16 protein-coding genes are annotated in these 26,599 nt (G+C 60.8%); 11 read left to right on the top strand and 5 right to left on the bottom strand.

Translation table 11 applies throughout. From position 1 onward, the window contains the following. The first annotated feature begins 171 nt into the window (after positions 1 to 171). The 7 genes from ACVHNU_RS12055 to ACVHNU_RS12025 are packed head-to-tail and all read left to right on the top strand — an operon-like array spanning position 172 to position 7,939. Entirely contained in the window at positions 172 to 2,022 is a 1,851-nt protein-coding gene (locus ACVHNU_RS12055) for an extracellular solute-binding protein (protein ID WP_473019831.1), read from the top strand. Then, positions 2,009 to 3,073 carry a microcin C ABC transporter permease YejB gene (locus ACVHNU_RS12050; RefSeq protein WP_103484770.1) on the top strand — a complete coding sequence of 355 codons (1,065 nt, stop codon included), beginning with the start codon at positions 2,009 to 2,011 and terminating at the stop codon, positions 3,071 to 3,073. The genes ACVHNU_RS12055 and ACVHNU_RS12050 overlap by 14 nt, the downstream gene beginning before the upstream one ends. After that, the gene (locus ACVHNU_RS12045; RefSeq protein WP_473019830.1) at positions 3,073 to 4,095 is read left to right on the top strand and encodes an ABC transporter permease; all 1,023 of its coding nucleotides are present in this window, start codon (positions 3,073 to 3,075) and stop codon (positions 4,093 to 4,095) included. Before ACVHNU_RS12050 ends, ACVHNU_RS12045 begins: the two co-directional genes overlap by 1 nt. 1 nt (position 4,096) lies before the next feature. Beyond that, positions 4,097 to 5,716 (top strand): ABC transporter ATP-binding protein, encoded by a 1,620-nt coding sequence (locus tag ACVHNU_RS12040; RefSeq protein WP_473019829.1) that lies wholly within the window; start codon positions 4,097 to 4,099, stop codon positions 5,714 to 5,716. A 43-nt stretch (positions 5,717 to 5,759) separates the two neighbouring features. After that, positions 5,760 to 6,287: a PAAR domain-containing protein gene (locus ACVHNU_RS12035; RefSeq protein ID WP_473019828.1), complete on the top strand. Its 528-nt coding sequence runs from the start codon at positions 5,760 to 5,762 to the stop codon at positions 6,285 to 6,287. 12 nt (positions 6,288 to 6,299) lie between these two features. Continuing rightward, positions 6,300 to 7,352 (top strand): hypothetical protein, encoded by a 1,053-nt coding sequence (locus ACVHNU_RS12030; protein WP_003225534.1) that lies wholly within the window; start codon positions 6,300 to 6,302, stop codon positions 7,350 to 7,352. Next, complete coding sequence (locus tag ACVHNU_RS12025; protein WP_473019827.1) at positions 7,349 to 7,939, top strand: hypothetical protein; 591 nt, start codon at positions 7,349 to 7,351, stop codon at positions 7,937 to 7,939. Before ACVHNU_RS12030 ends, ACVHNU_RS12025 begins: the two co-directional genes overlap by 4 nt. A gap of 57 nt (positions 7,940 to 7,996) precedes the next feature. Here ACVHNU_RS12025 and ACVHNU_RS12020 read toward each other — a convergent pair whose 3' ends face one another. Further along, entirely contained in the window at positions 7,997 to 8,311 is a 315-nt protein-coding gene (locus tag ACVHNU_RS12020; RefSeq protein ID WP_008015934.1) for an SCP2 sterol-binding domain-containing protein, read from the bottom strand. A gap of 64 nt (positions 8,312 to 8,375) precedes the next feature. Further along, a complete protein-coding gene (locus ACVHNU_RS12015; RefSeq protein ID WP_103484765.1) occupies positions 8,376 to 9,086 on the bottom strand; it encodes a histidine phosphatase family protein in 711 nt (236 codons plus the stop codon). A 205-nt stretch (positions 9,087 to 9,291) separates the two neighbouring features. On the opposite strand from ACVHNU_RS12015, the gene sohB reads away from it, so the two are divergent. Both sohB and ACVHNU_RS12005 read left to right on the top strand, forming a co-directional pair. After that, the gene (gene sohB / locus ACVHNU_RS12010; protein WP_003225526.1) at positions 9,292 to 10,323 is read left to right on the top strand and encodes a protease SohB; all 1,032 of its coding nucleotides are present in this window, start codon (positions 9,292 to 9,294) and stop codon (positions 10,321 to 10,323) included. 187 nt (positions 10,324 to 10,510) lie between these two features. Further along, complete coding sequence (locus ACVHNU_RS12005) at positions 10,511 to 15,340, top strand: dermonecrotic toxin domain-containing protein (protein WP_473019826.1); 4,830 nt, start codon at positions 10,511 to 10,513, stop codon at positions 15,338 to 15,340. A gap of 57 nt (positions 15,341 to 15,397) precedes the next feature. Here the strand turns inward: ACVHNU_RS12005 and ACVHNU_RS12000 are convergent, their stop codons facing one another. Both ACVHNU_RS12000 and ACVHNU_RS11995 read right to left on the bottom strand, forming a co-directional pair. Beyond that, positions 15,398 to 15,892 carry a DUF934 domain-containing protein gene (locus ACVHNU_RS12000; protein ID WP_003225515.1) on the bottom strand — a complete coding sequence of 165 codons (495 nt, stop codon included), beginning with the start codon at positions 15,890 to 15,892 and terminating at the stop codon, positions 15,398 to 15,400. After that, the gene (locus ACVHNU_RS11995) at positions 15,876 to 17,534 is read right to left on the bottom strand and encodes a nitrite/sulfite reductase (RefSeq protein ID WP_003225514.1); all 1,659 of its coding nucleotides are present in this window, start codon (positions 17,532 to 17,534) and stop codon (positions 15,876 to 15,878) included. Before ACVHNU_RS11995 ends, ACVHNU_RS12000 begins: the two co-directional genes overlap by 17 nt. A 524-nt stretch (positions 17,535 to 18,058) precedes the next feature. On the opposite strand from ACVHNU_RS11995, the gene ACVHNU_RS11990 reads away from it, so the two are divergent. Next, positions 18,059 to 19,132: an ABC transporter substrate-binding protein gene (locus ACVHNU_RS11990; protein ID WP_473019825.1), complete on the top strand. Its 1,074-nt coding sequence runs from the start codon at positions 18,059 to 18,061 to the stop codon at positions 19,130 to 19,132. A gap of 6 nt (positions 19,133 to 19,138) precedes the next feature. Here ACVHNU_RS11990 and ACVHNU_RS11985 read toward each other — a convergent pair whose 3' ends face one another. Beyond that, complete coding sequence (locus ACVHNU_RS11985; protein ID WP_003225504.1) at positions 19,139 to 19,357, bottom strand: DUF2970 domain-containing protein; 219 nt, start codon at positions 19,355 to 19,357, stop codon at positions 19,139 to 19,141. Between the two features lie 165 nt (positions 19,358 to 19,522). Between ACVHNU_RS11985 and ACVHNU_RS11980 the strand changes: the two genes are divergently transcribed. After that, positions 19,523 to 26,578: an NEL-type E3 ubiquitin ligase domain-containing protein gene (locus ACVHNU_RS11980; protein ID WP_473019824.1), complete on the top strand. Its 7,056-nt coding sequence runs from the start codon at positions 19,523 to 19,525 to the stop codon at positions 26,576 to 26,578. Positions 26,579 to 26,599 lie beyond the last annotated feature (21 nt).

Below are 26,599 nucleotides of genomic sequence, written 5' to 3'. Positions count from 1 at the left end.
AATCGCCGGCCTGTTGCACAACACAGGTAGGCAGGACGTTTGGTGACTGTACTGGCGCCTTCGCGAGCAAGCCCGCTCCCACAGGGGAACAGCGGTGAGCACAACTTCCTTATGGGAGCGGGCTTGCTCGCGAAGAGGCCAGTAGCAACACCGTGCAAAAAGGATCTGCCAATGCTATCCAGGCTCATTCTGTTCAGCGCTTTTGCGCTGTTAAGCCCATTCAGTTGGGCCGCCCCGCAACCCGCCCTCACGGTCTACGGCGAAGCCCCCAAATACGCCCCGGACTTTCAACACCTGGCCTACGCTAACCCCAACGCTCCCAAGGGCGGAACGTTGCGCCGCTCTTCACTGGAAAGCGGCCCGTTCGATCACCTGATTCCCTACATCGACAAAGGCACCGGCGTCGCCGACATCGACGGCTGGCTCTACGCGCCGCTGGCCTATCGCAGCAAGGACGAACCCTACAGCGTCTACGGCCTGGTGGCGCAGCAGATGGAACTGGCTGCAGATCGCCGCTGGCTGCGCTTCTACCTCAACCCCAACGCGCGCTTCGACGACGGCACGCCGATCACCGCGCAAGACGTGCGTTACACCTTCGAGCTGTTCACCACTCAGGGCAGCCTCAAATATCGCCAGCAGTTTCGTGATGTCGCCAACGTTGTGGTGGAATCGCCGACACAAGTGCGCTTCAACTTCAAGAACAACGACAGCCGCACCTTGCCACTGGATCTGGCGACGCTGCCGGTGTTGCCCGAGCACTGGTGGCGTACGCGCAATTTCGCCGAGGGCGCCGGTTTCGAGATCCCGCCGGGCAGTGGCCCGTACCGGATCAGCGCCGTGGATGCCGGGCGCAGTGTGAAATTCCAGCGGGTTGCCGACTGGTGGGCCAAGGATCTGCCGATCACTCGCGGCCTCTATAACTTCGATCATTTGAGCGTGGAGTTCTTCGCCGATACCGATGTTGCAAGGCAGGTGCTCAAGGCTGGCGGCTTCGACTATAACCGCGAATTTTCCGCGACCAGTTACACCATCGGCTATGCCGGGGCGGCGCTGGAGCAGGGCAGATTGCTTCGCGAGCATCTGGCGCCGGGTGCCGCGCAGGGCTCGCAAGGGTTCGCGTTCAATCTGCAGAAACCGCTGTTTCAGGATCGCCGGGTACGTCAGGCGATTGCCATGCTCTGGGATTTCGAATGGAGCAATCGGCAAATGATGCGCAGCATGTACCTGCGCCAGCGCAGTTACTTCTCGCACAGTGCGTTGTCGGCCACCGAGTTACCGGATGCCGAGGAGCTGAAAATTCTCGAACCGTGGCGCGGCAAGATCCCCGACGAGGTGTTTACCCAAGTCTTCGAAGCGCCGAAAACCGACGGCAGCGGCAACATCCGCGCCGAGCAGTTGCAGGCCTTGAAGCTGCTGGAAGCCGCCGGCTGGAAACCCCGTGGTGATCAGTTGGTGAATGCCAGTGGCGAGCCGCTGCAGTTCACTTTTCTCAACGGTCAGAAGGGCTTTGAACGGCTGCTGCTGCCGTTCAAGCGCAACCTGGCGCAGATCGGCATCGGCTTCAATATCCGCCAGGTCGACACCGCGCAGTACACCAACCGCGTGCGCAATCGCGACTACGACATGATCGTCGTCGGCTACCCGGTGAGTCAGGCGCCGGGGCGCGAGATGTTCAATTACTTCGGCTCCGACGGCGCCGACGATCCCGGCTCGAACAACTACATGGTGCTGCGCGATCCGGCCGTCGATGCCCTGCTCGAAGGTCTGGTGCAGGCCGACAATCGCGAAAGCCTGCTGCGCCATGCCCATGCCCTGGATCGGGTGCTGCAGTGGGGTTATTACTGGATCCCCAATTACTACCCACCGGGGATTTCCACGGTGTGGTGGAACCGTTTCGGCCGCCCGGCGACGGCGCCTTTGTACGACGCCGGACTCGACACCTGGTGGGAAATCAGCCCGACCGCACTGACGGCCGCACAGATGCAGCAACAGCAAAAGGAGTACGCCCATGTGGGGTTATAGCCTGCGGCGTCTGCTGCTGATCGTGCCAACTTTGCTCGCCATTCTGCTGGTCAATTTTGTCATCGTGCAGGCTGCGCCGGGTGGCCCGGTGGAACAGGCGATCGCGCGCTTGCAGGGTATCGGCGTCGGCGCGGCGGTGGGCGGTGGCCATGTCGAAACCATCGGTGGCGAATCCCGCGCCACCCGGGGTCTCGACCCGAAACTGGTGGCCGATATCGAGCGTCAGTACGGCTTCGACAAACCCGCCGGTGAGCGCCTGTGGCTGATGCTCAAAAGCTACGCGCAGCTGGATTTCGGTCAGAGCTTTTTCCGTGGTGCCAGCGTCACCGAACTGATCTGGCAGAAGCTGCCGGTGACCTTGTCGCTGGGCTTGTGGGCCACGTTGATCACTTATCTGGTGTCGATTCCGCTGGGCATCCGCAAGGCCGTGCACAACGGATCGGCGTTCGATGTCTGGAGCAGTGTGGCGATCATCATCGGCTACGCGATGCCGGGTTTTCTGTTCGCACTGCTGCTGATCATCGTGTTCGCCGGCGGCACCGCGCTGGACTGGTTTCCGGTGCGCGGGCTGGTCTCGGACAACTTCGCGGAGCTGTCACCGTGGGGCAAAGTGGCCGATTACTTCTGGCATCTGGTGCTGCCGGTCACGGCGCTGGTGATCGGCGGATTCGCCACGCTGACGATCCTCACCAAGAACAGTTTTCTCAACGAGATCTCGCGCTTGTACGTGGTGACGGCGCGGGCCAAGGGTCTCAGCCAGCGTCAGGTTTTATACGGTCACGTGTTTCGCAACGCGATGCTGCTGGTGGTCGCCGGGTTGCCGCAGGCACTGGTGACGGTGTTTTTCGGCGGTTCGTTGCTGATCGAAGTGATCTTCTCGCTCGACGGCCTCGGCCGTCTCAGCTACGAGGCGGCCGTGTCGCGCGACTACCCGGTGGTGTTCGGCTCGCTGTTCATCTTCACCCTGTTCGGCCTGCTGATAAAACTGCTCGGCGACCTGTGCTACACGCTGGTCGACCCGCGCATCGACTTCACCGCGAGGACTGCCTGATGTTGACTCTATCTCCCATCGGACAGCGCCGTTGGACGCGGTTCAAGGCCCATCGGCGTGGCTGGTGGTCACTGTGGCTGTTTCTGCTGCTGTTTGGCCTGAGCCTGGGCGGCGAGCTGATCGCCAATGACAAACCGTTAATGGTCGAGTATCAGGGCCAGTGGTACTTCCCGGCGTTCAAGCGCTACACCGAGCAGGATTTCGGCGGCGAACTGCCGTTCCAGCCGGACTATCGCAGCGCGCAGGTGCGGCAACTGATCGAGGGGCAGGGCGGGCGGATGTGGTTTGCGCCGATCCCGTTCGGTTTCGATACGGTGAATTACGACCTGACTGAACCGGCACCGAGTACACCGAGCGGCGAGAACTGGCTGGGCACCGACGATCAGGCGCGGGATGTGCTGGCGCGGGTGATCTTCGGTACGCGGGTGTCGCTGCTGTTTGCCTTGGCGCTGACCGCCGCCAGTGCGCTGATCGGCATTGCTGCCGGGGCCTTGCAAGGCTATTACGGCGGTTGGGTCGATCTGCTCGGGCAAAGGTTGCTGGAGGTGTGGTCGGGGCTGCCGGTGTTGTATCTGCTGATCATCCTGTCCGGGTTCGTCGAGCCGAATTTCTGGTGGCTGTTGGGGATCATGGCGCTGTTTTCCTGGCTGAGTCTGGTCGATGTGGTGCGCGCCGAGTTCCTGCGCAGCCGCGGTCTGGAATACGTGAAAGCCGCGCGGGCGCTGGGGGTTGGCGATGCGCAGGTGATCAGCCGTCACATTTTGCCCAACGCCATGAGTGCGACCCTGACCTATCTGCCGTTCATTCTTACCGGAGCGATCGCGACCTTGTCGGCGCTGGATTTTCTCGGTTTCGGCATGCCCGCCGGCAGCGCTTCATTGGGCGAACTGATCGGTCAGGGCAAGAGCAATCTGCAAGCGCCGTGGTTGGGGCTGACGGCTTTTTTTGCGTTGGCGCTGATTCTTTCTCTGTTGGTGTTCATCGGCGAGGCTTGCCGAGATGCGTTTGATCCAAGGACTTGAGATGAACGATAACTTGATTGAAATCCGCGACCTGCGTGTGGCATTCAACGGCCAGCCAGTGGTGCATGGCATCGACCTCGATATTCGTCCGGGCGAATGCCTGGCGCTGGTCGGGGAGTCTGGCTCCGGCAAATCGGTGACCGCCCACAGCATCCTGCAATTGCTTGACCCGAACATCACGCGGATCGATGGCAGCATTCGTTATGCCGGTGAAGAGCTGCTCGGTGTGCATGAGCGCTATCTGCGGCAGTTACGGGGCAACCGGATCGCGATGATTTTTCAGGAGCCGATGAGTTCGCTGAATCCGCTGCACACCATCGAACGGCAACTCGGTGAGAGCCTGGCGCTGCACAAAGGGCTGGCGGGCGCGCAAGCCCGTGAGCGCATTCTTGAGTTGCTGGAACTGGTCGGCATTCAGAAGCCGCGCGAACGGCTCAAGGCCTATCCGCATCAACTCTCCGGAGGTCAACGCCAGCGGGTGATGATTGCCATGGCGCTGGCCTGCGAGCCGCAACTGCTGATCGCCGACGAGCCGACCACCGCGCTGGATGTGACGGTGCAGCGCAGAATTCTGTTGCTGCTCAAAGACTTGCAGCAGCGGCTCGGCATGGCGCTGCTGATCATCAGCCATGACCTGAATCTGGTGCGCACCATCGCACAGCGAGTGGCGGTAATGCGCAGTGGGCGGATCGTCGAGCAGGCGCCGTGCGAGCAACTGTTCCGTGCGCCACAGCATCCCTACAGCATCGAGTTGCTTAATGCCGAGCCGGGGGGCGAAGCGCTATGCCGGGATGTGGCGCAGGATTTGTTGCAGGTGCGCGATCTGTATGTGCGCTTTCGCCTGGGTGGTGGCGGGCTGCGGCCGAAGACCTGGCTGCAGGCGGTCAAGGGCATCGATTTGAATCTGCAGCGCGGCAAAACCTTGGGGATTGTGGGTGAGTCGGGGTCGGGCAAGTCGACCTTGGGCCAGGCGATTTTGCGGCTGATCGACGCCGAGGGCAGCATTCGTTTTGCAGGTGAGGCGCTGGAGCAGCTGAGTGGCAAGCAACTGCGGCCGCTACGCAAACGCCTGCAAGTGGTGTTTCAGGATCCGTTCGGCAGCCTCAGTCCGCGCCTGTGCGTCGAGCAGATCATTGCCGAAGGCTTGCAGGTGCACAGTGATTTGAATGCTGCCGAGCGTGAGCAGGCGGTGATCGATGTGCTGCGTGAAGTCGGGCTTGATCCGGCAACCCGTCATCGCTATCCCCACGAGTTTTCCGGTGGCCAGCGCCAACGGATTGCCATCGCCCGGGCGCTGGTGCTCAAGCCGGATTTGATCTTGCTCGATGAGCCGACCTCGGCGCTGGATCGCACGGTGCAAAAACAGATCGTTGCTTTATTGCGGCGACTGCAGGAAGAGCATGGGCTGACTTATCTGTTCATCAGTCATGACCTGGCGGTGGTGCGGGCGTTGGCCCATGACCTGATTGTGATGAAGGAGGGTGAGGTGGTGGAACAGGGTCAGACCGATGAGCTGTTTAGGGCGGCGCGGCATCCTTATACGCAGGAGCTATTGGCGGCATCGTTTGTCACGACGATTTTGCCTGCGACGCATACGGACAAACTTTTATCCGCGGTGTAGATCCGGTACATTCCGCGCCCTGGCCAATACAAGGAAGTAGATGATGGCAAAACCTGCCGCTCGACTCAGCGATCTCAATGCCTGCCCGGTGACCGGTCACGGTACCAACCCAAGCACCAGCGGTTCGCCCAACGTGAACATCAACGGCATGCCGGTGCTGCGTGTCGGCGATACCACGGCTTGCGGAGACTCCGTCACCGAAGGGATCGGCAACATACTGATCAATGGCAAACCTATTGCCTTTCTCGGCAGCTCCACCGCTCATGGCGGCATGATCATCACTGGCTCCGGTGACGTTTTCGTCGGCACCGCAGTCGGCGCCGTGCCGTTCACTCCGATCGTTACCGTGCCCAAGCATAGCGAACGCTTCCAACTGGTCGACGAAACCACCGGCGAAGCCATTCCCGATATGCTCTATTGCATCGAAACCGGCGACGGCCAGCGCCTCGTCGGCCACACCGACAACCACGGCAACGCCGCTCGGGTGTTCACCGCCGATCCTACCTCCGTTGTCGTGCAATGGGGCAAGGAAGCCGCCGCTCATCTGGATGCGTTGGGCATTGCTTACTAAGGAAGGTCAGACGTGGCGCCACCGAAGAAAAAACAGGCCCAGACAAGCGATCAGCACGGCACGACGCAGGTCAAGGGGACACTCAAATACGATTATGTAACTGTGGTGGGCTCTTACCACATTAGTCGCTGGACGGAATTTCGCGAGAATTACGGCAACAAGATGAGTTTCATCAACCAAGGTGTTGGCCAGTTGAGAGACTACTCGAACCTTAAAAAGGGTGCCGCGGACAAAACCTTTTTTCTGCTGTTTGTCGCGGAGTACGATCCCAAAATGCGCGCCAGGCTCAAAGAGCTTGTCGTCAACACATACAGAGCCGAATACCTTGAGATTGATTCCGCCGCCGAACTGGTTGCTTTCATAAACAAGCGGGTAGAGGAAAAGCGCGAGATCAAACAGCTCGACATCTTTGCCCACGGCGTGGTGTTCAATATCGAGTTCGGTTACGAAATCGAAGGTAAGGATGCCAGCTATCGCTTTGGACCTGCCCAAGCGAGCCAGTTGCAGCCTGATGCCTTTGCCTTCGGCGCTAATATCTTTTCGTACGCATGCCGAACCGGGTTGGGGGTTGATGAGACGGCACTTGTCAGTGAGGGGCAGGAACATTACGAGCTCAGCCTTGCACAGAAACTTGCCGATGCAACCGGGGCGACCATTCATGCTTACCCGCGGCGCAGCCTTTACGACCAAACATATGGCAGTGATGCAGAGCGCGATGGTCTGGAGGGGGCGAAGGCGCGTGTAGCGTCGGATAATCGAGCCAAATCCGCTTTCATGATCAAGAAGGCTGGCTACGAACGGCGTCTTGCTGAATACAGATTGTCAAAAAAGGACGACACCGTGGAGCTGCCGGGCGAAACAGCCCCGGTTCAGCCGCCGGAGCTGGCTACCGAAAATGACAAAAAGCTTTTGATGCATGCTCAGAGCCGCGCGAAAAACGAAAAGAACATGAGTTATCCGCTGGACGATTATGGGGCTGTCGGAAAGGTGCGCTCAGGCAATACGCCGTTGGGGCCACCGAAGCAGCAAATGAAGTTTAAAAAAGGGCTTCCGGCACAACCATGACTGTTAATTTTCACAAGCGCTTGGGTCTCGTAGCGGCCTTTTTGCTGGTTTTTAGTGCGATGGGGCTCTATCTGCACACAAGGGAAGATGCGATGAGCGAGAAAGTGATGATGTACTACGGCGACTGGAGTCCGGAAGAAAACCGTTTTGATGCAACAAAATGGTTTCGTACCGATATGTACCGCACTGATGTTGTCGATGGAAAAAAAAGCGCTGTAACCATGCTGCGTAACAGACCATTACCTTTCAAGCCAAGCGACAACGATGAGTTGGTAGCTGGCGCCATTGTGGCCCTCGAGGCGGCGTTTCCGCCGGTCAATGGTGACTTGCTTGGCAAGGAGTGGCCGATGCTGATTCCACGCATCCGCTACCGCTACAGCGCTTTCGAAGCGCCGGATCAGCCACAGGATTATTACAACATTTACCTGAAGTACCAGGGTGAGCGGTATGTCATCACCTTCGCCCGGGATGCGCAAACCGGTGAAATCATCCCAGGGGGTAGCGTCCAGTTGATGTACCCCGAGAGTGAGAGCCAGATCGCCGATCGGCAGGTCTTCAAGGAGCTGGACGCCGCCGGCATCCAATGACCCGGAAATGACAAATCCCGCCATCAAGGCGGGATTTGTTTGTACTGCGACGTAGTCTTACGACGGGAACAGCTCGGACAGTTTCATCGCCAGCATCATGTCGCCTTCAGCGCGCAGTTTGCCGCCCATGAACGCTTGCATGCCGTCGGTCGAACCATCGACGATGCCTTCCAGGGTTTCGCCGTCCATCACCAGAGTGACCTGAGCGTCCGGGTTCTCGCCTTCTTGCAGCTCGCAGGTGCTGTCCTTGACGATCAGCGAGAAGTTTTTGGTGTCGTCGATGCGAAAACCGAAGACCAGATCCAGACCGGCAGCGGCGGCTGGGTTGAACTTGGCTTTCATTGCTTGTACGGCATCAGCTACGGAGGTCATGGTTCGATCCTTTCTTGGGTAATAGGCGCTGGTTGATTACAGCAAGGGTCACAATTATCCGGACTCAGCGGAAAGTGATGAGTTCCGGAGCCTTCAGCAGTTGCAGATGTGCGTGACTGTTGAAGGAAGCCAAAGCCACCTCGCGACCGCGGAACTTCAGCTGGTTGAGCGAGGTGTTGACGATTTGCCAATTCAGTTCAAAGGCCTGCCGGGCAGGCATTTGGGTGATCAGGTGGAGCAGGGCGGTGATGGTGCCGCCGGAGGTGAACACGGCGATTTTCTGGTTGCCGTCGGCCTGTTCGAGGATCCGGTGCAGTCCGCCCTGTACTCGCTCGACAAAACCCAGCCAGCTTTCCAGCCCGGGAGTGTCGTAGGTTCCCGCCAGCCAGCGCTCGATGACCAGGGCGAAGATGCGCTGGAATTCGGCGCGGTTTTGCGCCGCGTTGCGCAGGATGTCGATGGCTTCCGGCTCGTCCGCCAGCATGGCGGGGATCAGGGCGCGGATGATCGCGTCGGCATCGAACTCGTTGAACGCGGAGTCGGTCTCCAGCGTCGGTACCGACAGGCCCTTGGCGGTGAACTGCTCCAGCGCGCTGGTGGCCGTGTGTTGCTGACGACGCAGGTCGCCCGCTAGGCAGCGATCGAAACGGATTCCCAGCTCGGCGAGGTGCTGGCCAAGGACTTCTGCCTGGCGCACACCGATCGGCGACAGGACGTCATAGTCGTCTGCACCAAAGGAGGCCTGGCCATGTCGAATCAAATAGATGCTGCCCACGTCCGCGTCATCCCGGTACGTTGAAGGTTGTGGCGAGGTTATGAGGATGACGAAGTGCTGTCAATGAAAAAACATACGCTTGTTTGAAATGCCCGTTACAGGCCTGTTGCCAGAGGTTTCACGGCTGGTCGACGGGCCGGCGCATGGGTATGCTGGAGCCATCCCGCGCGTGTTTCGTGTCCGCGCATTGTTTTAAGGAGTCTCTGTGGAGTTTTTGTCCGAATACGCCAGCTTCCTGGCCAAAACCGTGACCCTGGTCGTTGCCATTCTGGTGGTCCTGGCCAGTTTCGCTGCATTGCGCAGCAAGGGCCGGCGCAAGTCGGCGGGTCAGCTGCAGGTCAGCAAGCTCAACGATTTCTATAAAGGGCTGCGTGAGCGCCTGGAGCAGACCCTGCTCGACAAGGATCAGCTCAAGGCCTTGCGCAAGGGCCAGGCCAAGGCTGAGAAAGGCGAGAAGAAGCAGAAGAGCAAAACCGAGAGCAAATCCCGGGTGTTCGTGCTCGATTTCGACGGTGACATCAAGGCGTCGGCCACCGAGAGCCTGCGTCACGAAATCACCGCACTGCTGACTCTCGCCACACCAAAGGACGAAGTGGTACTGCGTCTGGAAAGCGGCGGCGGCATGGTTCACAGCTACGGCCTGGCGTCGTCGCAACTGGCGCGTATCCGCGAGGCCGGCGTGCCGCTGACCGTGTGCATCGACAAGGTCGCGGCCAGCGGCGGTTACATGATGGCCTGCATTGGCGAGAAGATCATCAGCGCACCGTTCGCGATCCTCGGTTCGATCGGCGTCGTCGCGCAGTTGCCCAACGTCAATCGTCTGCTGAAAAAGCACGACATCGACTTTGAAGTACTGACTGCCGGTGAATACAAGCGCACCCTGACCGTGTTTGGCGAAAATACCGAAAAGGGCCGCGAGAAATTCCAGGAAGACCTGGACATTACTCATCAACTGTTCAAGAACTTCGTCGCCCGCTACCGCCCGCAGCTGGCCATCGACGAGGTCGCCACCGGTGAGGTCTGGCTCGGTGTCGCGGCGCTGGACAAACAGCTGGTGGACGAACTCAAGACCAGCGACGAGTACCTCGCCGACCGGGCAAAAAAGGCTGAGGTCTACCACCTGCACTACGCCGAACGCAAAAGCCTGCAGGAACGCATCGGCATGGCGGCCAGCGGTTCGGTGGATCGCGTGTTGCTGAACTGGTGGAGTCGCCTGACCCAGCAACGTTTCTGGTAATGCACTAAAACAATAGCCCCGTTCTCTGTCCTGCCGAGAACGGGGCTATTTTATTTTTGGCGGTATATATGTACTTCTCGAGTTCGAATTGTTGATTCGAACCTCGCTGTTTTTATCGACTATTCACGCTTTTATATAAGGCAGCGCTCGGTAAGCTGGTGATACTTTCAGCTGTCGAGTGTTCAATATGTCCTCTTTGTCGGTTCGTGATGCCATTCCTGTTTTGACGCCTGAACAGAAAGGCCTGTTTTTCGAGTTAATTAAAAACAATACACCGGACTGGTTGTTGGCAGCTCCCGGTGAGTTGCGTCATAAGCTCTATCAAAGCTTGATTGCCAGTCACCGCTCCCAGAGTGAAGCCGGCAAGGCGCTGAGTAGCCTGAAGTCGCCGCAAAGCTTCTGTGCGCCGCTGCTTGCCAAGGCGATGGCTGACAAGTTGGGTGAACCGCTGGATATCAATGGGGTGATCTTTCAGCACGTACGCTCGACCTCCAGCCTGCTGGGGCTGCGCAGGAAACTGGTATTGCCGATCGACCGTGATCTGTTGAGCGCCGCCTGTGAAAACTTTGAAGCAAGTGAAACCCAGGCGACAAATTACAACGAAACTTCGCTGATTTATATTCCCGAAAAAATAACCGGGCGCGGACCTCGGATATTGCCGCTACAACCACACGAGTTTGCAACACTGTGTCGGACTCTGGATCTGGGCAAGCAGTATCAGACGCATCTTCGGGCAGTATTCGATGTTGATGCTAAAGTTAATCCATTGCGCAACAAGTGCATTGCCAATTGGCGGAATCGATTTGATGTGGAAAGACATTTGGCACTGATGAAAAAATACATCAGTGCGGATGTACATCAGATGTTGCAGGCAGTAACAACTAACCAGAGTCCAATAAAACTTGGCCATAACACCCTGGGTTATCAGGGGCTGCAGATGTTCGGGGTGACGCTGGGCGGCGCGCTGTTCATCGGGCCGGTCAGTGAGCACGCCGACGACGACTACCGTTGCGTGGTCTACCTGCCGGGCGATCCATTACACCCGCTGAAGGAGTACGCCTCCTTCAGCGATTTCGAGAGGGAGTTGAGCGAGCGCCTGAAAAAGACGGCGTTCCGCAAGTTCTTCACCCGCTATATCAAGGTCCGTGAGCGCTTGCTCTGGGAGACGGAACTCGATGCTCGCCTGTATCCGCGCAGCAATTCGATGCTGCCACATGCCTCCGGCTATATCACGTTGTCCGGCATCGATTTCGTCGGTGATCCGTTCAGCATGACGTACCGCCAACATGCCGAGCAGACCCTGGCGGATGCCCGGCTGATGGTGGTTCCCACCGACGATGAAGACGAAAAAACCCGGCTGGCCCGACTGGATACCTACAAGACGATCGGCGTCGATCTGCTGCTGATGGCCGCATCGTTTATTCCCGTGCTGGGCGAGGTGTTGCTGGCGGCTACCGCGGTGCAGTTGCTCTGGACCGTCTATGAGGGCATTTCCAGCTGGACTCGGGGCGAGAAGGAGCAGGCAACGGATCACTTTTTCGATGTGGTCGAGAACCTGATCCTGCTGGCGGCGTTCGCGGCGGGAACACGGGCCGCGGGCGCCACGTTCAGAGTCGTTCGGTCGTCGGCGTTCATCAAACGCTTGCGCATGATCAGCCTGCCCGCAGGCCAGGCCCGCTTGTGGAAGCCTGACCTCAGCGCCTATCGCCAGCAGCGCCTGCTGCCACAAGGCTTGCCACCCGATGAGCGCGGTTTGCGCTGGGTCGAGGGCCAGGCGTTCCTCACCCTGGACGCGCACCATTATGCCGTGCGCCCCAAGCCGCAGACCGAGTTGTGGGAAGTCCTAGCGCCGTCCGAGGTCGCCAACCGTTATTCGCCGGTGCTCGAAACCAATGGCAGCGGCGCCTGGCGCCATGACACCGAACTGGTGCAGGAGTGGGATCGCCTGACGCTGTTTCGCCGCTTCGGTTTTACCCGGGAACGAGTCCCGGACGACGCCGCGTTGCGAGCCCTTGCCGTAAGCGGTGTCGAGGACAGCGTCCTGCGCCAGATTCACATCGATAACGGCCATCCTCCGGCGCTGCTCATCGATACGGTCCGGCGGTTTCGCGCCGACGCGGCGGTGACTGAGTTTTTCGATCATTTGCAGACTCCTACATCCGCGCCATTGGCAGACCCTGATCTGCAACTGCAGGTGCTCACGACATTGGCGGGCTGGCCGGCCGACAGCGCTATACAAGTCGTCGACTCGGCGGGAATCCGGGGCAATGTCTACGGCGCACCAACGGCCACGACTTCGTTGCGAATCACCCAACAGGCACTGGACAAGGGCCAACTGTATTCATGGCTGTTGTCGACCCTCGAAACCCGACAGCGTGAGACTCTGCTTGGTCTGACGACCACGGATGCGGGAGAGCAAAGCCGCAAGCTCCTGCAAATTGTCAGTGAGCAAGCTGAAAGCCTGCGGGTGCAACTGTTCCAGCGGGTCTACCGACGCAGCGAAGCAGCGAGCAATGGCCGAGCGCAATTGCTGCTCGACAGGTTTGCCAATCTGCCGGCCAGCGTGGCCGAAGAACTGGTGGGCGATGCATTGATTGGCGAGGCGCAGGAGCTGGATGCCGGCCGCATACCATTGCGTCTGGCACAGGAGGTGCGGCGTTATCTGCAGGCTATCGCGGTCTGTCGCGCCTATGAAGGCCTGTATCTGGACAGTGGCGGTGGTTACGACACCAACCGCCTGGTGCTCGATACCCTTGAGCACCTGCCAGGCTGGTCGGGCACCCCGTTGATTGAAATTCTCGAATGGTCGGGCAGCTACGGTAACGTCGCCTCGATCGGCCCGGTCGACGCCCGCGAACGAATGCTGGTCAATGTGCTGGCAGACCGGGTCAGCGTCTTCGATGGCACCGAGCATCCCCTGACTGAATTTGCCGGACGCACCCGCGCACATTATTTTCAGGCGCTCTGGCACGGACTGTCGGCGCCGCGCAAAACCGCACTGGGCTTGCTGGCGGATGCCGGGGCCGAGGTGCTGCGCGAGAATATTACCCGGCTTGCTCTCCAGCGACGCATGACCTTTGCCGTGGCCATGGGCGATCGGCCCGGCGATTTTTCGCCGATGGGCCTGGCAGACCGTTCGCCGGCAGGGCCTGGTGCTCGCTCAAGTGCCAACATTTCAATCGCGGCGCGGCGTGCGCAGGAACTCTACCCGGCGTACGCTCCCGAGCAGATCCAGGCACTGCTCGCCACCCTGGGCAGCGACGAGATCGCGATTCTGATGAAGCTGGAAAAGCTGCGCCTGGAGTTTCTCGGCATCCGCGAAACCTTGAGTCGCTGGGTGAGCGGGCAAACCTGGAGTGCCGGTACCGATCGCGTATGGCAACTCGTGCCACAGTCAGCCAAGCTGCGCGCCATGCGCACCATCATCCGCAGTTGGCGCAAGGAGCCCGGACGGCCCGGTGACGGATTGCCCGACAGCTTGTGCCTGGCGCCAGAGCCTCTGGGCGAGTTGCCGCTGATCGTCGGCGATTTCAGCCACGTCACCCATCTGGTGATGGACGGCGTGGCGCCTACGCTGGGGTTCAACGCTTTTTTGCAGAATTTCAGTCATCTGCGCAGCCTCTCGCTGCGGGAAAATGACCTGACGCAGCTGCCTCCGGCCCTGAACAACATGGCTTGGCTGACGGAGCTGGACCTGAGCAACAACCAGCTGCATTTGTCGTCCGTTTCAGCGTCTGCGCTTGAGCAACTGACCCGGTTGCGCGTACTTGACCTGGACCTGAATCCGCATCTTTCGCACGCCCCCGACGTCAGCTTGCTGGCTGATCTGGAAAGCCTGAAGTTGCGTGGCTGCGCCCTTGAGCAATGGCCTCGGGGCATTGCCGGATTGGCGCGGTTGCGTCTGCTTGATCTGCGCGACAACCAGATCACCGCGCTGCCAGCGGCGGCGTTCGATGGGCCGGCAGCGCTCAGTCGCGCCACCCGGCTGCATGGCAATCCGCTGTCGGCGGAAACGCTGCAACAGATTGCGACGTATCAGCAGGCGAACGGCGTCAGTTTCGGCGTGACGATTCCGACCTATCAGCGCTTGTCGCAACTGAGCGTGGCGTTTGATGGCCAGAGCGCGCGCTGGCTGGTGGGCAGCCCCGAGGCCGAAGCGGCACCGCGCCGCACCACTTGGGACGCGGTGCGGGCGGCGCCCGGCTCGCGGGATTTTTTCAATGTACTGGCGCACTTGGTTCATACGGCCGATTACACGCAGATTTACCCCTACTTCAGCCAGCGGGTGTGGAATGTGGTAGAGGCGGCAGCCGAGGATGCGCGCTTGCGTACGGAGTTGTTTCGTACCGCGCGGGCCGGGGCCATCAGTGTCGATGGCTATTCGGCGGTGTTCAGCGAGATGGAGGTTCAGGTCTTGTGTTTTCGGGCCAGGCTGGCGGCAGGACTGGGCGGCGCGCCGCTGGAGTGGCAACTGACGCATCTGCTCAGGGGGTTGTTTCGCCTGCAGGAGCTGGAGGAGCGAGTCCTGGCCGATATCAACAGTCGCCACCAACCGGGGGTTCACGAACAGGCGCTGGAGTACAGCCTGGCCTACCGCGTGGGGTTGGCCGAGCGCCTGAATCTGCCGGGCCAGCCACACATGCTGAGCCGTCCCTTGCAGGTCGAAGTGTCGCCGGCGGATCTGGATGAGGTGTATCAGGCCGTCATGCGCGTCGAGCGCACTCGTGCATTCTCCGACTGGTGCAGCGGCCAGCGGTTCTGGATCGAGTTTCTCGAATCCACCCAGGCGCAGTCCTTCGCTGTCGTCAGGGAGCGCAGTGCGCAGGCATTGGCGCAACTGGAGGGGCAGGCAGGGCTTTCCCGTGAAGCGGCGGCGGTGCAGATGAATGCAATCCACGACAACTTCCGCAACGAACGTCAGGCGTTGCTTCGTCGGCTCACCGAGGAGGCCCTGGCGCGCAACCCGGTCAATGAAGTTGCAGGGAGCCGCGATGTTGATGAAGAGGCGTCAGTCTGACTGAGCTTCGAAGGGCAGGGGAAGAACGCCTTGAGCAACGGCTCAAGGCGTTTTCGATCAGCGGCGACGGAACAGCGGCAGCGGTTCGTCAGTGGCGGCCTGGTAGGTCACCGAGAAGTCTTTCAGGCTTTCCAGTGCATCGTACGGGTCCTTGTCGGCGCGCAGGGCGAACGCATCGAAACCGCAACGGCGCATGTAGAACAGCTGATCGCGCAGCACATCGCCAATCGCCCGCAGTTCACCTTTGAAACCGTAGCGGTCACGCAGCAGGCGGGCGTTGGAGTAGTTGCGGCCGTCGGTGAAGGCCGGGAAGTTCAGGGCAATCACCTGGAACTGCGAGACGTCGGCACCGATTTCCTCGGCTTCTTCATCGGCATCCAGCCATACGCCCAGCCCGCCATCGCGGGCCTTGAGCGCGTGAGCATGATCACGCCACAGGGCCAGCGGCACGATCAGGTCGTCGCAGTTGGAGATACCGTCAAGGGTCGCGTCCTTGGGCAGCAAGTGCCAGGTTTCGTCGACCACCTCGTTGTTCTTAATGATTCGCTGCATAGACGCGTTCCTTGAAGAGGTCGATGCCAATACGCTGGTAGGTGTCGATGAAGCGCTCGTCTTCGGTGCGTTGTTCAACGTACACGTCGATCAGCTTCGAGATCACGTCCGGCATGTCGTCCTGGGCGAAGGACGGGCCGAGGATCTTGCCCAGGCTCGCGTCACGGCTGGCGCTGCCGCCGAGGGACACCTGGTAGAACTCTTCACCTTTCTTGTCCACCCCGAGGATGCCGATGTGGCCGACGTGGTGGTGACCGCAGGCGTTCATGCAACCGGAGATGTTCAGGTCTAGCTCACCGATGTCGAACAGGTAGTCCAGGTCGTCGAAACGGCGCTGGATCGATTCGGCGATCGGGATCGACTTGGCGTTGGCCAGGGAGCAGAAATCGCCGCCCGGGCAGCAGATGATGTCGGTCAGCAGACCGATGTTCGGCGTGGCGAAACCGCCTTCACGCAGCTCGCCCCACAGGGTGAACAATTGGCTCTGCTCGACGTCGGCCAGAATGATGTTCTGCTCGTGGGAAGTACGCAGTTGACCGAAGCTGTAGCGCTCGGCCAGATCGGCGACGGCGTCCAGTTGCTTGTCGGTGATGTCGCCCGGAGCAACGCCGGTCGGTTTCAGCGACAGGGTCACGGCCACATAGCCCGGCTTCTTGTGCGCCAGGGTGTTGCGCGAGCGCCAGCGGGCGAAGCCCGGGTGTTCCTTGTCGAGTTCGGCCAGTTGGGCAGTCTGATTGTCCAGAGCCTTGTAGTCCGGGTCGACGAAGTGCTTGGCAACGCGATGCAGTTCGGCTTCGGTCAGTGTGGTCTGACCACCGCGCAGATGTTCCATCTCGGCATCGACTTTCTGCGCGAACACTTCAGGGGTCAGCGCCTTGACGAGGATCTTGATCCGCGCCTTGTATTTGTTGTCGCGACGGCCATAGCGGTTGTACACACGCAGGATGGCGTCGAGGTAGCTCAACAGGTCCTGCCACGGCAGGAACTCGTTGATGAACGCGCCGACCACCGGGGTACGGCCCAGACCACCGCCGACCAGTACGCGGAAGCCCAGCTCGCCGGCGGCGTTGTGTACCGGCTCAAGACCGATGTCGTGGACTTCGATGGCCGCACGGTCAGCGGTCGAGCCGTTGACGGCGATCTTGAATTTGCGCGGCAGGTAGGCGAATTCCGGATGGAACGTGGTCCACTGACGGACGATCTCGCACCACGGACGCGGGTCGATCAGTTCGTCTGCAGCGACACCGGCGAACTGGTCGGTGGTGACGTTGCGCAGGCAGTTGCCGCTGGTCTGGATCGCGTGCATCTGCACGGTGGCAAGTTCGGCGAGGATGTCCGGGATGTCTTCCACCGCCGGCCAGTTGAACTGCACGTTCTGCCGGGTACTGATGTGGGCGTAGCCCTTGTCGTAGTCACGGGCAATCTTGGCCATCATGCGCACCTGACGCGAGGTCAGCTGGCCGTAAGGCACTGCCACGCGCAACATCGGCGCGAAACGCTGGATGTACAGGCCATTTTGCAGGCGCAGGGGGCGGAATTCTTCTTCGCTCAGCTCACCTGCCAGATAGCGTCGGGTCTGATCACGGAACTGCTTGACGCGGTCCTCGATGATCCGCTGATCGTACTCGTCGTATACGTACATATAAGTCCTGTTCTCAGGCTTTGGGCTACTCGGAAAACGCTGCGTTTTCGCTTGCTGGAGTCCGATGGTGCCTCTGCAATTACGCGCGCACGGCCGCGCACTCCCTAACGGAGCCGGGGCAATATACCCGTTTGCAGTTATGCGCAAAAGTGATGTTTGAGTATATGTAAAGAACCAAATCGCCTAACGAGAATGGTTGTTGATTAACCCACATTTGTCGCGGGGACAATCATCGTCTTAACTGTGATCGAGTCTTTCTGCAATCACCGATAAAACCGACAAGAGGCGATGCAATGAGCAATCCGACCAAGGCAAAAAAAAGCGATAGCAGTGTCGATGCGTGGGCCATTCTGTTCCTGATCATTCTCGTAGTAGGGACGGCGGTATTCTGGGTCAGTCATCAGTAAACGACCGATTCGGGCCTGCTTCCGACGATTGTCGGACAAAAAACGGGATCAGGCGTCAGTAGCCGCTGATTCGGGGGCTATAATGCGCGGCCATTTTTCCCCGGGCCCGAATCATTCATGTTGAAGTTTTTCCACCTCAGTCTCCTGCTGCTCGGTGCGGTTTTCGGACCCGCGGCCCGGGCTGAGTCGGTGCTGTTCCTCAATCCGGGTACCACCCAGGAAGCGTTCTGGGTCAGCTATTCGCAATTCATGCAGGCGGCGGCCCGGGACCTGGGCGTCGACTTGCAGATCCTCTATTCCCAGCGCCAGCCCGAACTCACCGTGGCTCAGGCGCGAGTCGCTCTGCAGGGGCCGAACCGGCCCGACTATCTGGTGTTCGTCAACGAACAGTACATTGCGCCCCAGATCCTGCGGCTGGCCGAAGGCAGCGGGGTCAAGCTGTTCATGGTCAACGCGGTGCTGACCGCCGATCAGCAGGCGCTGGTCGGGGAGCGGCCTGATCGCATCGGCAGCCTGGTGCCCAATGACGAGGAGGGCGGCTACCTGATGATGAAGGAGCTGATTCGCCTGCATCCGCCCGTGGCACGGGGTGAGTCGATCGAGGTGCTGGCATTCTCCGGCCTGAAGATCACCCCGTCGGCGCAATTGCGCGAACGGGGCATGCAGCGCGCCCTCGCCGAACATCCCCAGGTGCGGCTGCGGCAACTGGTCTACGGCGAGTGGACACAGCAGCGCGCCTACGAACAGGCACGGCAACTGGTCGGCCGTTATCCGAACGTATCGCTGGTGTGGTCGGCCAATGACGAAATGGCGTTCGGCGCAATGCGCGCGTTCGCCGAAGTGGGCAAGGTGGCGGGCAAGGATGTGCTGTACAGTGCGGTCAATACCTCGCCCGAGGCGTTGCGCGCAGTGGTCGATGGACGCTTGAGCGCGCTGGTGGGCGGACACTTCACCCTCGGTGGCTGGGCGCTGGTGGAGTTGCACGACTATGAGCAGGGCGTCGATCTGGATCTTCATGGCGGGCGTGACCGTCAATTGCCGCTGCTGCAACTGATCGACAAGCGTCAGGCTCGGCAAATACTGGCCATGGGCGCTTCGCCGGATTACGGTGTGAGTTTTCGCAAACTGTCAGCCAAGGGTCGCCCTGCGTCCTATCGCTACCCGTTCAACCTGCAGACCCTGATGCACTGAACCCTGTCACACCCCGGCAAAGTGCAGCACCAGCTTGACGATGGCAAACAGCGTCAAGGCAAACATCGCGGTAAACAGGATACCCAGCAGCACGAAATGGCTGGGTTTGCCATGAGTGAAGTCACGTGCCCGGTTTTTCCCGCTCTGCACGCCGAACGCCGCGGCCATGACGCTGTGCAGCATCTGCCAGAAGCTCGGTGGCTTGTTGTCGACTGGATCGTCCATAAATCCCCCGTCTCAAAGGCTGTTCCGACAGCATAGTCAATGCGCCGGTTTGTGCTGCGCCGGCGAAGTGTCCGGTAACAAACGGGTGTCAATGCGATAACTATGTACCGCACACCGACCACGGGGAAATGGTGTCCTGACGTCTCACTTTTCAGGAGAGACAGGATGTCCACTCAACTCCCGACGTTGCCCGTCGAAACACGCGCCTCGCGCAATCTGCCCGGTGCAAGTGCGCCGACTCGAACCGGCCCAAGCCTGCATGGTCCGTTGCTGGAACAGACGATTCCCGACTGGCTGGTCGACGCCACACCGGCCCGGCGTGCGGCCTTGAAACAAGCCCCCACGCGGATGCCGGCCTGGCATCAGGCGTTGTCCGCTGCACAGCAGCAGGGCTTGACCGAGCAGGTCACGGCCGGGTTTCGCGCCCAGACCCGACTGGACCAGACCATGGCGGGCCTGGAGGGCATCGAGGCTTTTGCCCAGGCGCTGCTGGTCAAGGCGCTCAAGGCGCAATTCAACGTCGAGGTCGACGTCAACAAGACATTGCTGTGCCTGCGGCGTCCGCTGGAACTCGGCGTGCTCGAAGTGGAAGTCTCCACTTTCGAGGTTCTCAAGCTGTCGCTGCTGCAGGCAGCGTTGCACAACTTCGAGGCCTGGGAGTGCGAGGAGGGGGCCTATCATCGCGCCTCGGGGTTCGTCGTCGAGACCGCGACTGCCGGCACGTTCCAGGTGGTCACTCCCGGCATCACGGTGCGTCAGTTTCTGGCGCTGTGCCGCTCGCTGGACATCGGAGCGTTGTACCAGACCCGGGTGAACAGCTTTTTCAACGATACGCCGGCACTGCGCGAACAGTTCATCGACAGCCAGAAAGGCGCCTTGCGCGCCGCAGCCGAACTGGCCCTGCTGAAAAAGGACATCGAAGCCGACGACTATCTCATGCTCCTGTCGGTTGTCGCCGGCGAAATGCGTCCGCAATTGCGCAACAAACCGGTGTGGTTCCGCGACCTGGGCCTGATGAAACGGCGGATGACCGGCTGCGTGGTGTTCAGCATCTGTGAGCGCTATCGCTACACCGATGATTTCATTGTCTACATCCCCCACGATCCGGAGCAGCCGCTCAAACGCTGCAACTTCACGCAGTTGAACGCAATGCTCAAACGCCGGTTCACGGCGAGGGATCCGGCGGCGCCGCCAGGCGATACAACCGCCTACCAGCGGTTCTTCAGCCAGTTCGTGGCGTATGCCGATCGCCCGTACTATTTCAGTCAGTTCACCCGACCGGCCGCGACCACACCAGTGGATCCGCTGCATTCGGTGTGGGTGAAAGTCGCGCAGTTGATCCCGCCGTTTTCTGTGGTCGCGCGGATCAAGGAACTGCCGCCCGAGCGTCAGGGTCAACGCGAGCCGCAGGAGGATCCTTACCTCAATCCGGTGGATGTCACGCACCAGGGCTCGGCAGGGCTCTGGGCGGAAAACACCGATTTGTGGGCTTACCTGTACGAACAGCATCGCGCTCGATTCATCGCCGATGCTCGGGCGCATGCGGTGCCGACCGCCGATGCGGATGCCAAGGCCCGTGCGCGAAAGCTCAACCATCTGCTGGAGCTGGGCATGTTCGCCCTGAACATGGTGTCGATGTTCGTGCCGGTGTTGGGCGAGGTGATGATGACGGTGATGGCCGGGCAACTGCTCTACGAATCGCTTGAAGGCGTGGTCGAGTGGTCCGAAGGTGATCGTCAGGCCGCCAAGGCGCACCTGGTCGATGTAGCGCAGAACCTCGCGCTGATCGGGGTCATGGGTGGCGTGGGCAAAGCCTTCGGCAAATTGAATGCAGTCAAGCCCGAGCCGCTGATCGAGGCGCTGGAACCGGTCGAATGTCCCGACGGCAAGACCCGTCTGTGGCAGCCCGACCTGACGCCCTATGAGAGCCCGGTCAGTCTGGACGCGGCAACCGGCCCCAATGCGCAGGGCCTGTATCGCCTGAACGGCGAAACCTGGATTCGCCGGGAGGGCAAGGTGTACCGCACGCAGTACGACGAAAGCCTGCAGAAGTGGCGCATTCTGCACCCGAGCGATCCGACCGCCTATCAACCGATCCTGCAGCACAACCGCCTCGGCGCGTGGCGACATACGCTGGAGCGCCCGCTGACCTGGGATCGACTGACGATGCTCAGGCGTCTCGGACACTCGACCGAGGCCTTTTCCGACCAGCAGTTGCTGGAGATTGCCGATGTCAGCGGCGTCAGCGACGACGCGCTGCGCCAGACGCACCTGGAGCACCAGCCTGCGCCGCTGGCACTGGCCGACACGTTGCGCCTGTACGCAGCCGATCAGGCCACGGGGCGGATCATCGATCAGGTTGAGCAAGGCTTGCCACTCGACGAACAGTATCTGCTGACGCTGCCATTGCTGAGCGAGATGCCGCGCTGGCCGAGCGGACGGGTGCTGGAAGTGTTCGACGGACCCGGGCTGAGCGGGGCACGCGTGCGGTATGGTGCGTCGCTGCTGCCGGGTGAACGTCTCAAGGCACCGATCCGCGTGTCGCGCGCCGATGTGCTTGAAGGGCAGTTACCCGCGAGGATCCTGGCGGCGCTGGACGAGCCGGAGATCCAGTGGATGCTCGGAAGGGAGCCCGCCCGCGTCGTCGAATCGCGCCCGGCCGAGTTGCGAAAACAGTTGGCCGAGCACATGAAAAGCCGCCAGCCGGCAATGTTCGAACAGCTGTATGCCGAGCCGCAACTGCAGGATCCGCGCATCGCCAGGCTACAAGCCGCGACCCCCGGCCTGGGCAGCTCTGCCGCGGTCCGGGTGTTGCTCAACGCCAACGCCGAAGAACTGGCCCGCCTGCAAACCGGCAAACGCGTGCCGTTGCGGCTGCTGGAGGAGTCACGCGAGTACGCGCGGCAGCGCCGCTTCGATCACGCGGTGGCGGGTTTGCACATGGAAAACATGGCCGCCGGCGAACGCCAGTGGCTGGCCCTGCGCGCGCTGCAAAGGCTGCGCGGCTGGCGCGATGATGTGCGACTGGAGGTGCGCGAGGGCAGTTTCCAGGGGCCGTTGCTCGACAGCATTGGCAGCGAAAGCGCCGGGCAGACCAAATACCTGGTCAAGCGCGGGTCGGTCTATCAGGCGTTCGACGAGCGCGGCGAACCCCTCAACAGCGTGCCGCGTCACGGCGACAATTTCTTCGCTTCGATCATGCATGCATTGCCTGATCAATCCCGCCAGTCACTGGGGTTTGCCGATGTCTCCGCCAGCCTCGACCTGCGTCGGGCGGTGATCGAGCATGTCATGCAGCACCGCAACGAACTGGTACGGCTGGCGGCCAAACGCCAAGGCGCAAGCAAAGTGTTCAAACCGCCGGTGCGCGTGCCTCGGCATGGGCCGGGCTATTACGCCAGCGGTCGCGGACTGGGCGTCAATCCGCTGCTGGTGAGCCGGGTGCAGGACCTCTATCCGGCGCTGACCGATCAACAGGCCGGCGCTTTTATCCTCAAACAGCTGTCGCTGGGCAAGAGCGATGCGCAGATTTATGAGCTGTTGCAACGGCGCACGCGTGAATGGACTGAGCTTGAGTCAACGCTTGACCAATGGGAGGGCACGGAAGCGTTGATGGATGCGCCGGCAATCATGGGCGGAAAGTCCAGTGTCGTGCGCAATCTCAAGCAGAGCTGGCGCAACGCGCCTCTGGCGGACATCCAGCCGGGGGCCGGGCGACTCGACCTGGCCTGCGACGAGCAATTGCCCGCATTAACCGCAGATTTCTCCCACGTCCGTGACTTGAGTATTCGCGGGCGGTGCATCACCGATGGCAATGCCGATGCGCTGCTCGCCACCTTCACGCAGGTCAGAAGTCTGCGCATCAATGCCACCAGCGAAACGTTCAGCAACGTACCGGCTGCCTTGAGCGCAATGCCTGAACTGCGAGAATTGACCCTCTACAGCGCGATGCCGTTCGCCGCCGACATGCCGGTGCGGTTGAGCCAGCTGACCCAGTTGCAGGCACTGACGGTGTGTGCGTCCAGCTATCAGGCGATTGCTTTTGACTTCAGCGCGCTGCGTAATTTGCGCCGATTGGAAATCAATACACACGGCTTGCTCGAGTGGCCCGCCGGCACCCTGCAGTTGCCCAATCTGGAGCGCCTGAATCTCAGCGACACGGGCATCAGCACGTTGCCAGCGGAGTTGCTTGAAGGGCACGAGAAACTCTGGTCGGGACTGTCCCTCGACTGGTCGAGGTTTTCCCGGGAAAACTTCAAGGTTGCGTACGAATACGTGAAAAGCCATCCCGAACACCTCATTGATCGAGAGGCGATGGTCAGGGATTACTGCAAAGGTGAACTGCGTCGTTTGGGCGAGGGTACGAGCACGTCGCCGGAGCAGGTGTTCAACCGTTTCTTTGAACGCTGGCCGGACGAACCGCAGCGTGTCAGCGCCATCGACGCCTTGAGCGAGCAATACGCAACGCTGGATCGCGGCCTCAATGACTGGCAACAGCAAGTGTTGGTATCGCAGGAATCACTCAAGGAAATCATCGGCCGTTCCAATGCGGCCCATGTCATCCGGACCAGTTGGCGCAAAGGCCTGTTCAAACGCTATGGCTCGACGGTTTCCGCCTCGACCCTGGATTTGTCGGGGCTGATGCTCAGCGATCTACCGCCGTTGCCTGCCGAGGCATTCAGCCATGTGCGCAGCTTGCTGTTGCAGGGCCAGCGTGTGGGCGCGGCGCAGATGCGCAGCTTCGTCAGCGCGTTCGACGAGCTCAAGACTCTCGACCTGAGTGACAACTCGCTGGAGGCGTTGCCATTGCAGCCAGAGCGGCTGGCCAGGCTGTCGCGGCTGGATTTCTCCGCAAACCGGTTGAGCGACACCTTGCAGGTGCAACAAACACTGGAGGCCTTGCCCGCCCTCGAATACCTGGACCTGCACGACAACCCACTGACCGACTTGAACGTCGGTCGGTTGGGGCGCCTGAAGGCCCTGAGTCTGCGCGACACGCGGATACAAAACTGGCCGACGGGCGCCGAGGATTTGCCGCAGTTATCCTGGGTCGATCTGCGCAACAGTCAGATCACCACGCTACCGCCGGCCCTGCTCGAAAGCCATGCGTTGATCCATGCCAATCTGACCGGTGCACCGTTGACGGCGCAAGCGTCCGAGGCGCTGCGGGCAGCGCAGCACCGCATCGAACTGGAAGTCGGTTTGCCGGAGGGCGCATTGGCGGCGTTTGCCAACGAGCCGGTGCCTGACGTCTTTCCCCCGGCCGAGGATGGTTTGTCGATCAGCCGCCATCTGCTGCCGCTGGCACAGGCGTCTGTCAGTGAAGGGCAGGCCTGGATGATCGAAAGCCTGCAACGGATACAACCGGCCCTGACCGATGAGCAGGCCTTGCAGGCCATCGAAGAGTTGCGCGGCAGCGGGCTTGCGGATACGCAGATCAGCGCACGCATCGCCGGCTGGAGCGAGACTTACGATACCCTGGTGCGCACCCTCAATGGCTGGCTCTACACCCGGAATTTCCGCGGAACCGACTGGTCCATCTCGTCGCAGACCCGCAACCTGGCGGCCTGGCGCATCCTCACCTGCTGGCGGGCACGATTGCCCGGCGCGCAGGCTCAGGCGGAGGTTGTGCTGCATCTCAACGGGCTGCAACTGGGCGATCTGCCCCGGCTGCCGCAGGACTTTGCCCACGTCGAGCGGCTGAACCTGACAGGTGTGATGCTCACGGCCGAGGGTTCCAACGATTTCCTTTCGGCGTTTAACCAAGTACGCAATCTGGTGCTCAATGGTAACGAGCTGACAACGTTGCCGGAACCGGTCCGGCACATGAGTGCGCTGGAATGGCTGGAGCTTTCCAGCAATGGGTTCGACGACGCGGGGCCGCTGTACGAGGCGTTGTCCGGCCTTGAACATCTGCGCTGGCTGGATGTGAGCTACAACAATTTCGAGGCGTTTGACGTCAGTTTCCTGCCTCGCCTGGAGAGCCTTGATCTTGCCAGCAACAACCTGACCGAATGGCCGGCCGGTACGCTCGACGCGCAATACCTGCGAAGGCTGGTACTGAGTCGTAACGACATCACCACGATTCCTGAGTCAGCGCTCGAGGGTGACCATGATGACCTGATCGGCGGCACCGACCTGACCGACAACTACAACCTCTCGCCACAGACGCTGGAGCAGATCCGGGCGTATCAGACGCGCACCGGCTACCAGCAGGTCCTGGGTTTTTCGGTTACGGAGCTGGAGGAAATGGTCGATGACGCCACCGGCGGGCTGAGCGAAACCACCGACAGTTTCGAGTCCGACGAGACCCTGCCGCCGGAACCGGCGGATGTCCAGCAGAAGGCCCCGTGGCTGGCCAATCTGGCACCCGAACAGATGGTCACTCGCGGCCAGTTGTGGGACCAGTTGGCGGCCGAGCCGGACAGCGCGGCGTTCTTTCATTTGCTCGAACGTCTGCAGGATACCCGCGAATTCAGGATCGCCAATGCCGATCTGACCCGGCGGGTGTGGACGGTCATGGAGGCCGCCGCCAGCAATACGCAACTGCGCGAGGTCATCTTCGCCGGTTCCACCACCCATGGCACCTGCGTTGACGGACGGATCCTCACCTTCAGCGGCCTGGAGAGCAAAGTGTTCACCTATAACGCCTTGCTCGATTTGCCGGCCGGTCGTCCGGGTATCAGGGGGCAGGCCTTGTTGGCGTTGTCACGCCAGCTGTTTCGCCTGGACAAAGTCGATGAGCTGGCGCGCAGCGCCGCGGCCAGCAGCGGTTTTGACGAAGCGGAGGTGCGCCTGGGCTATCGCATCGGGCTGACCGGGGGCTGGGACGACGGGCTGGAATTGCCGGGACAACCGAAAAACATGACGTTCGCGTCCGGCGTTACCCCGCAGCAACTGGTCAACGCCCGGGCCGAGATACTCAACGCGGAACGCTCCGAGCGGTTTCTGGAGGACCTGATTCAGCGCGACTACTGGCTCGACTACCTGCGCGAGCAGCAGCCTGAAGCATTCAGCAAGCTCGATGAAGCGCAATGGCAGGAGGAGGGCGAAGATGAAGGGCTAAGTGTCGACGATCCACTGTATCTGAGCAGGTTGTTCGACCAGGCGGCCGAGCGCAATGCCCGGCTTATCGAGTTATCGCGACAGGAGATCGAACACATCGAATCGTCTGCCTCCGCACCGAGGCCCGGCTCGTCCAGGTCGTTGTCAGGCGCGTAAAGCATGGTGACGGTCAATCCC

Source organism: Pseudomonas sp. Ors-4-3C, assembly GCF_055755035.1.
The sequence above is the reverse complement of the archived record's forward strand: the minus strand, read 5'-3'. Positions and strand labels throughout refer to the sequence as shown.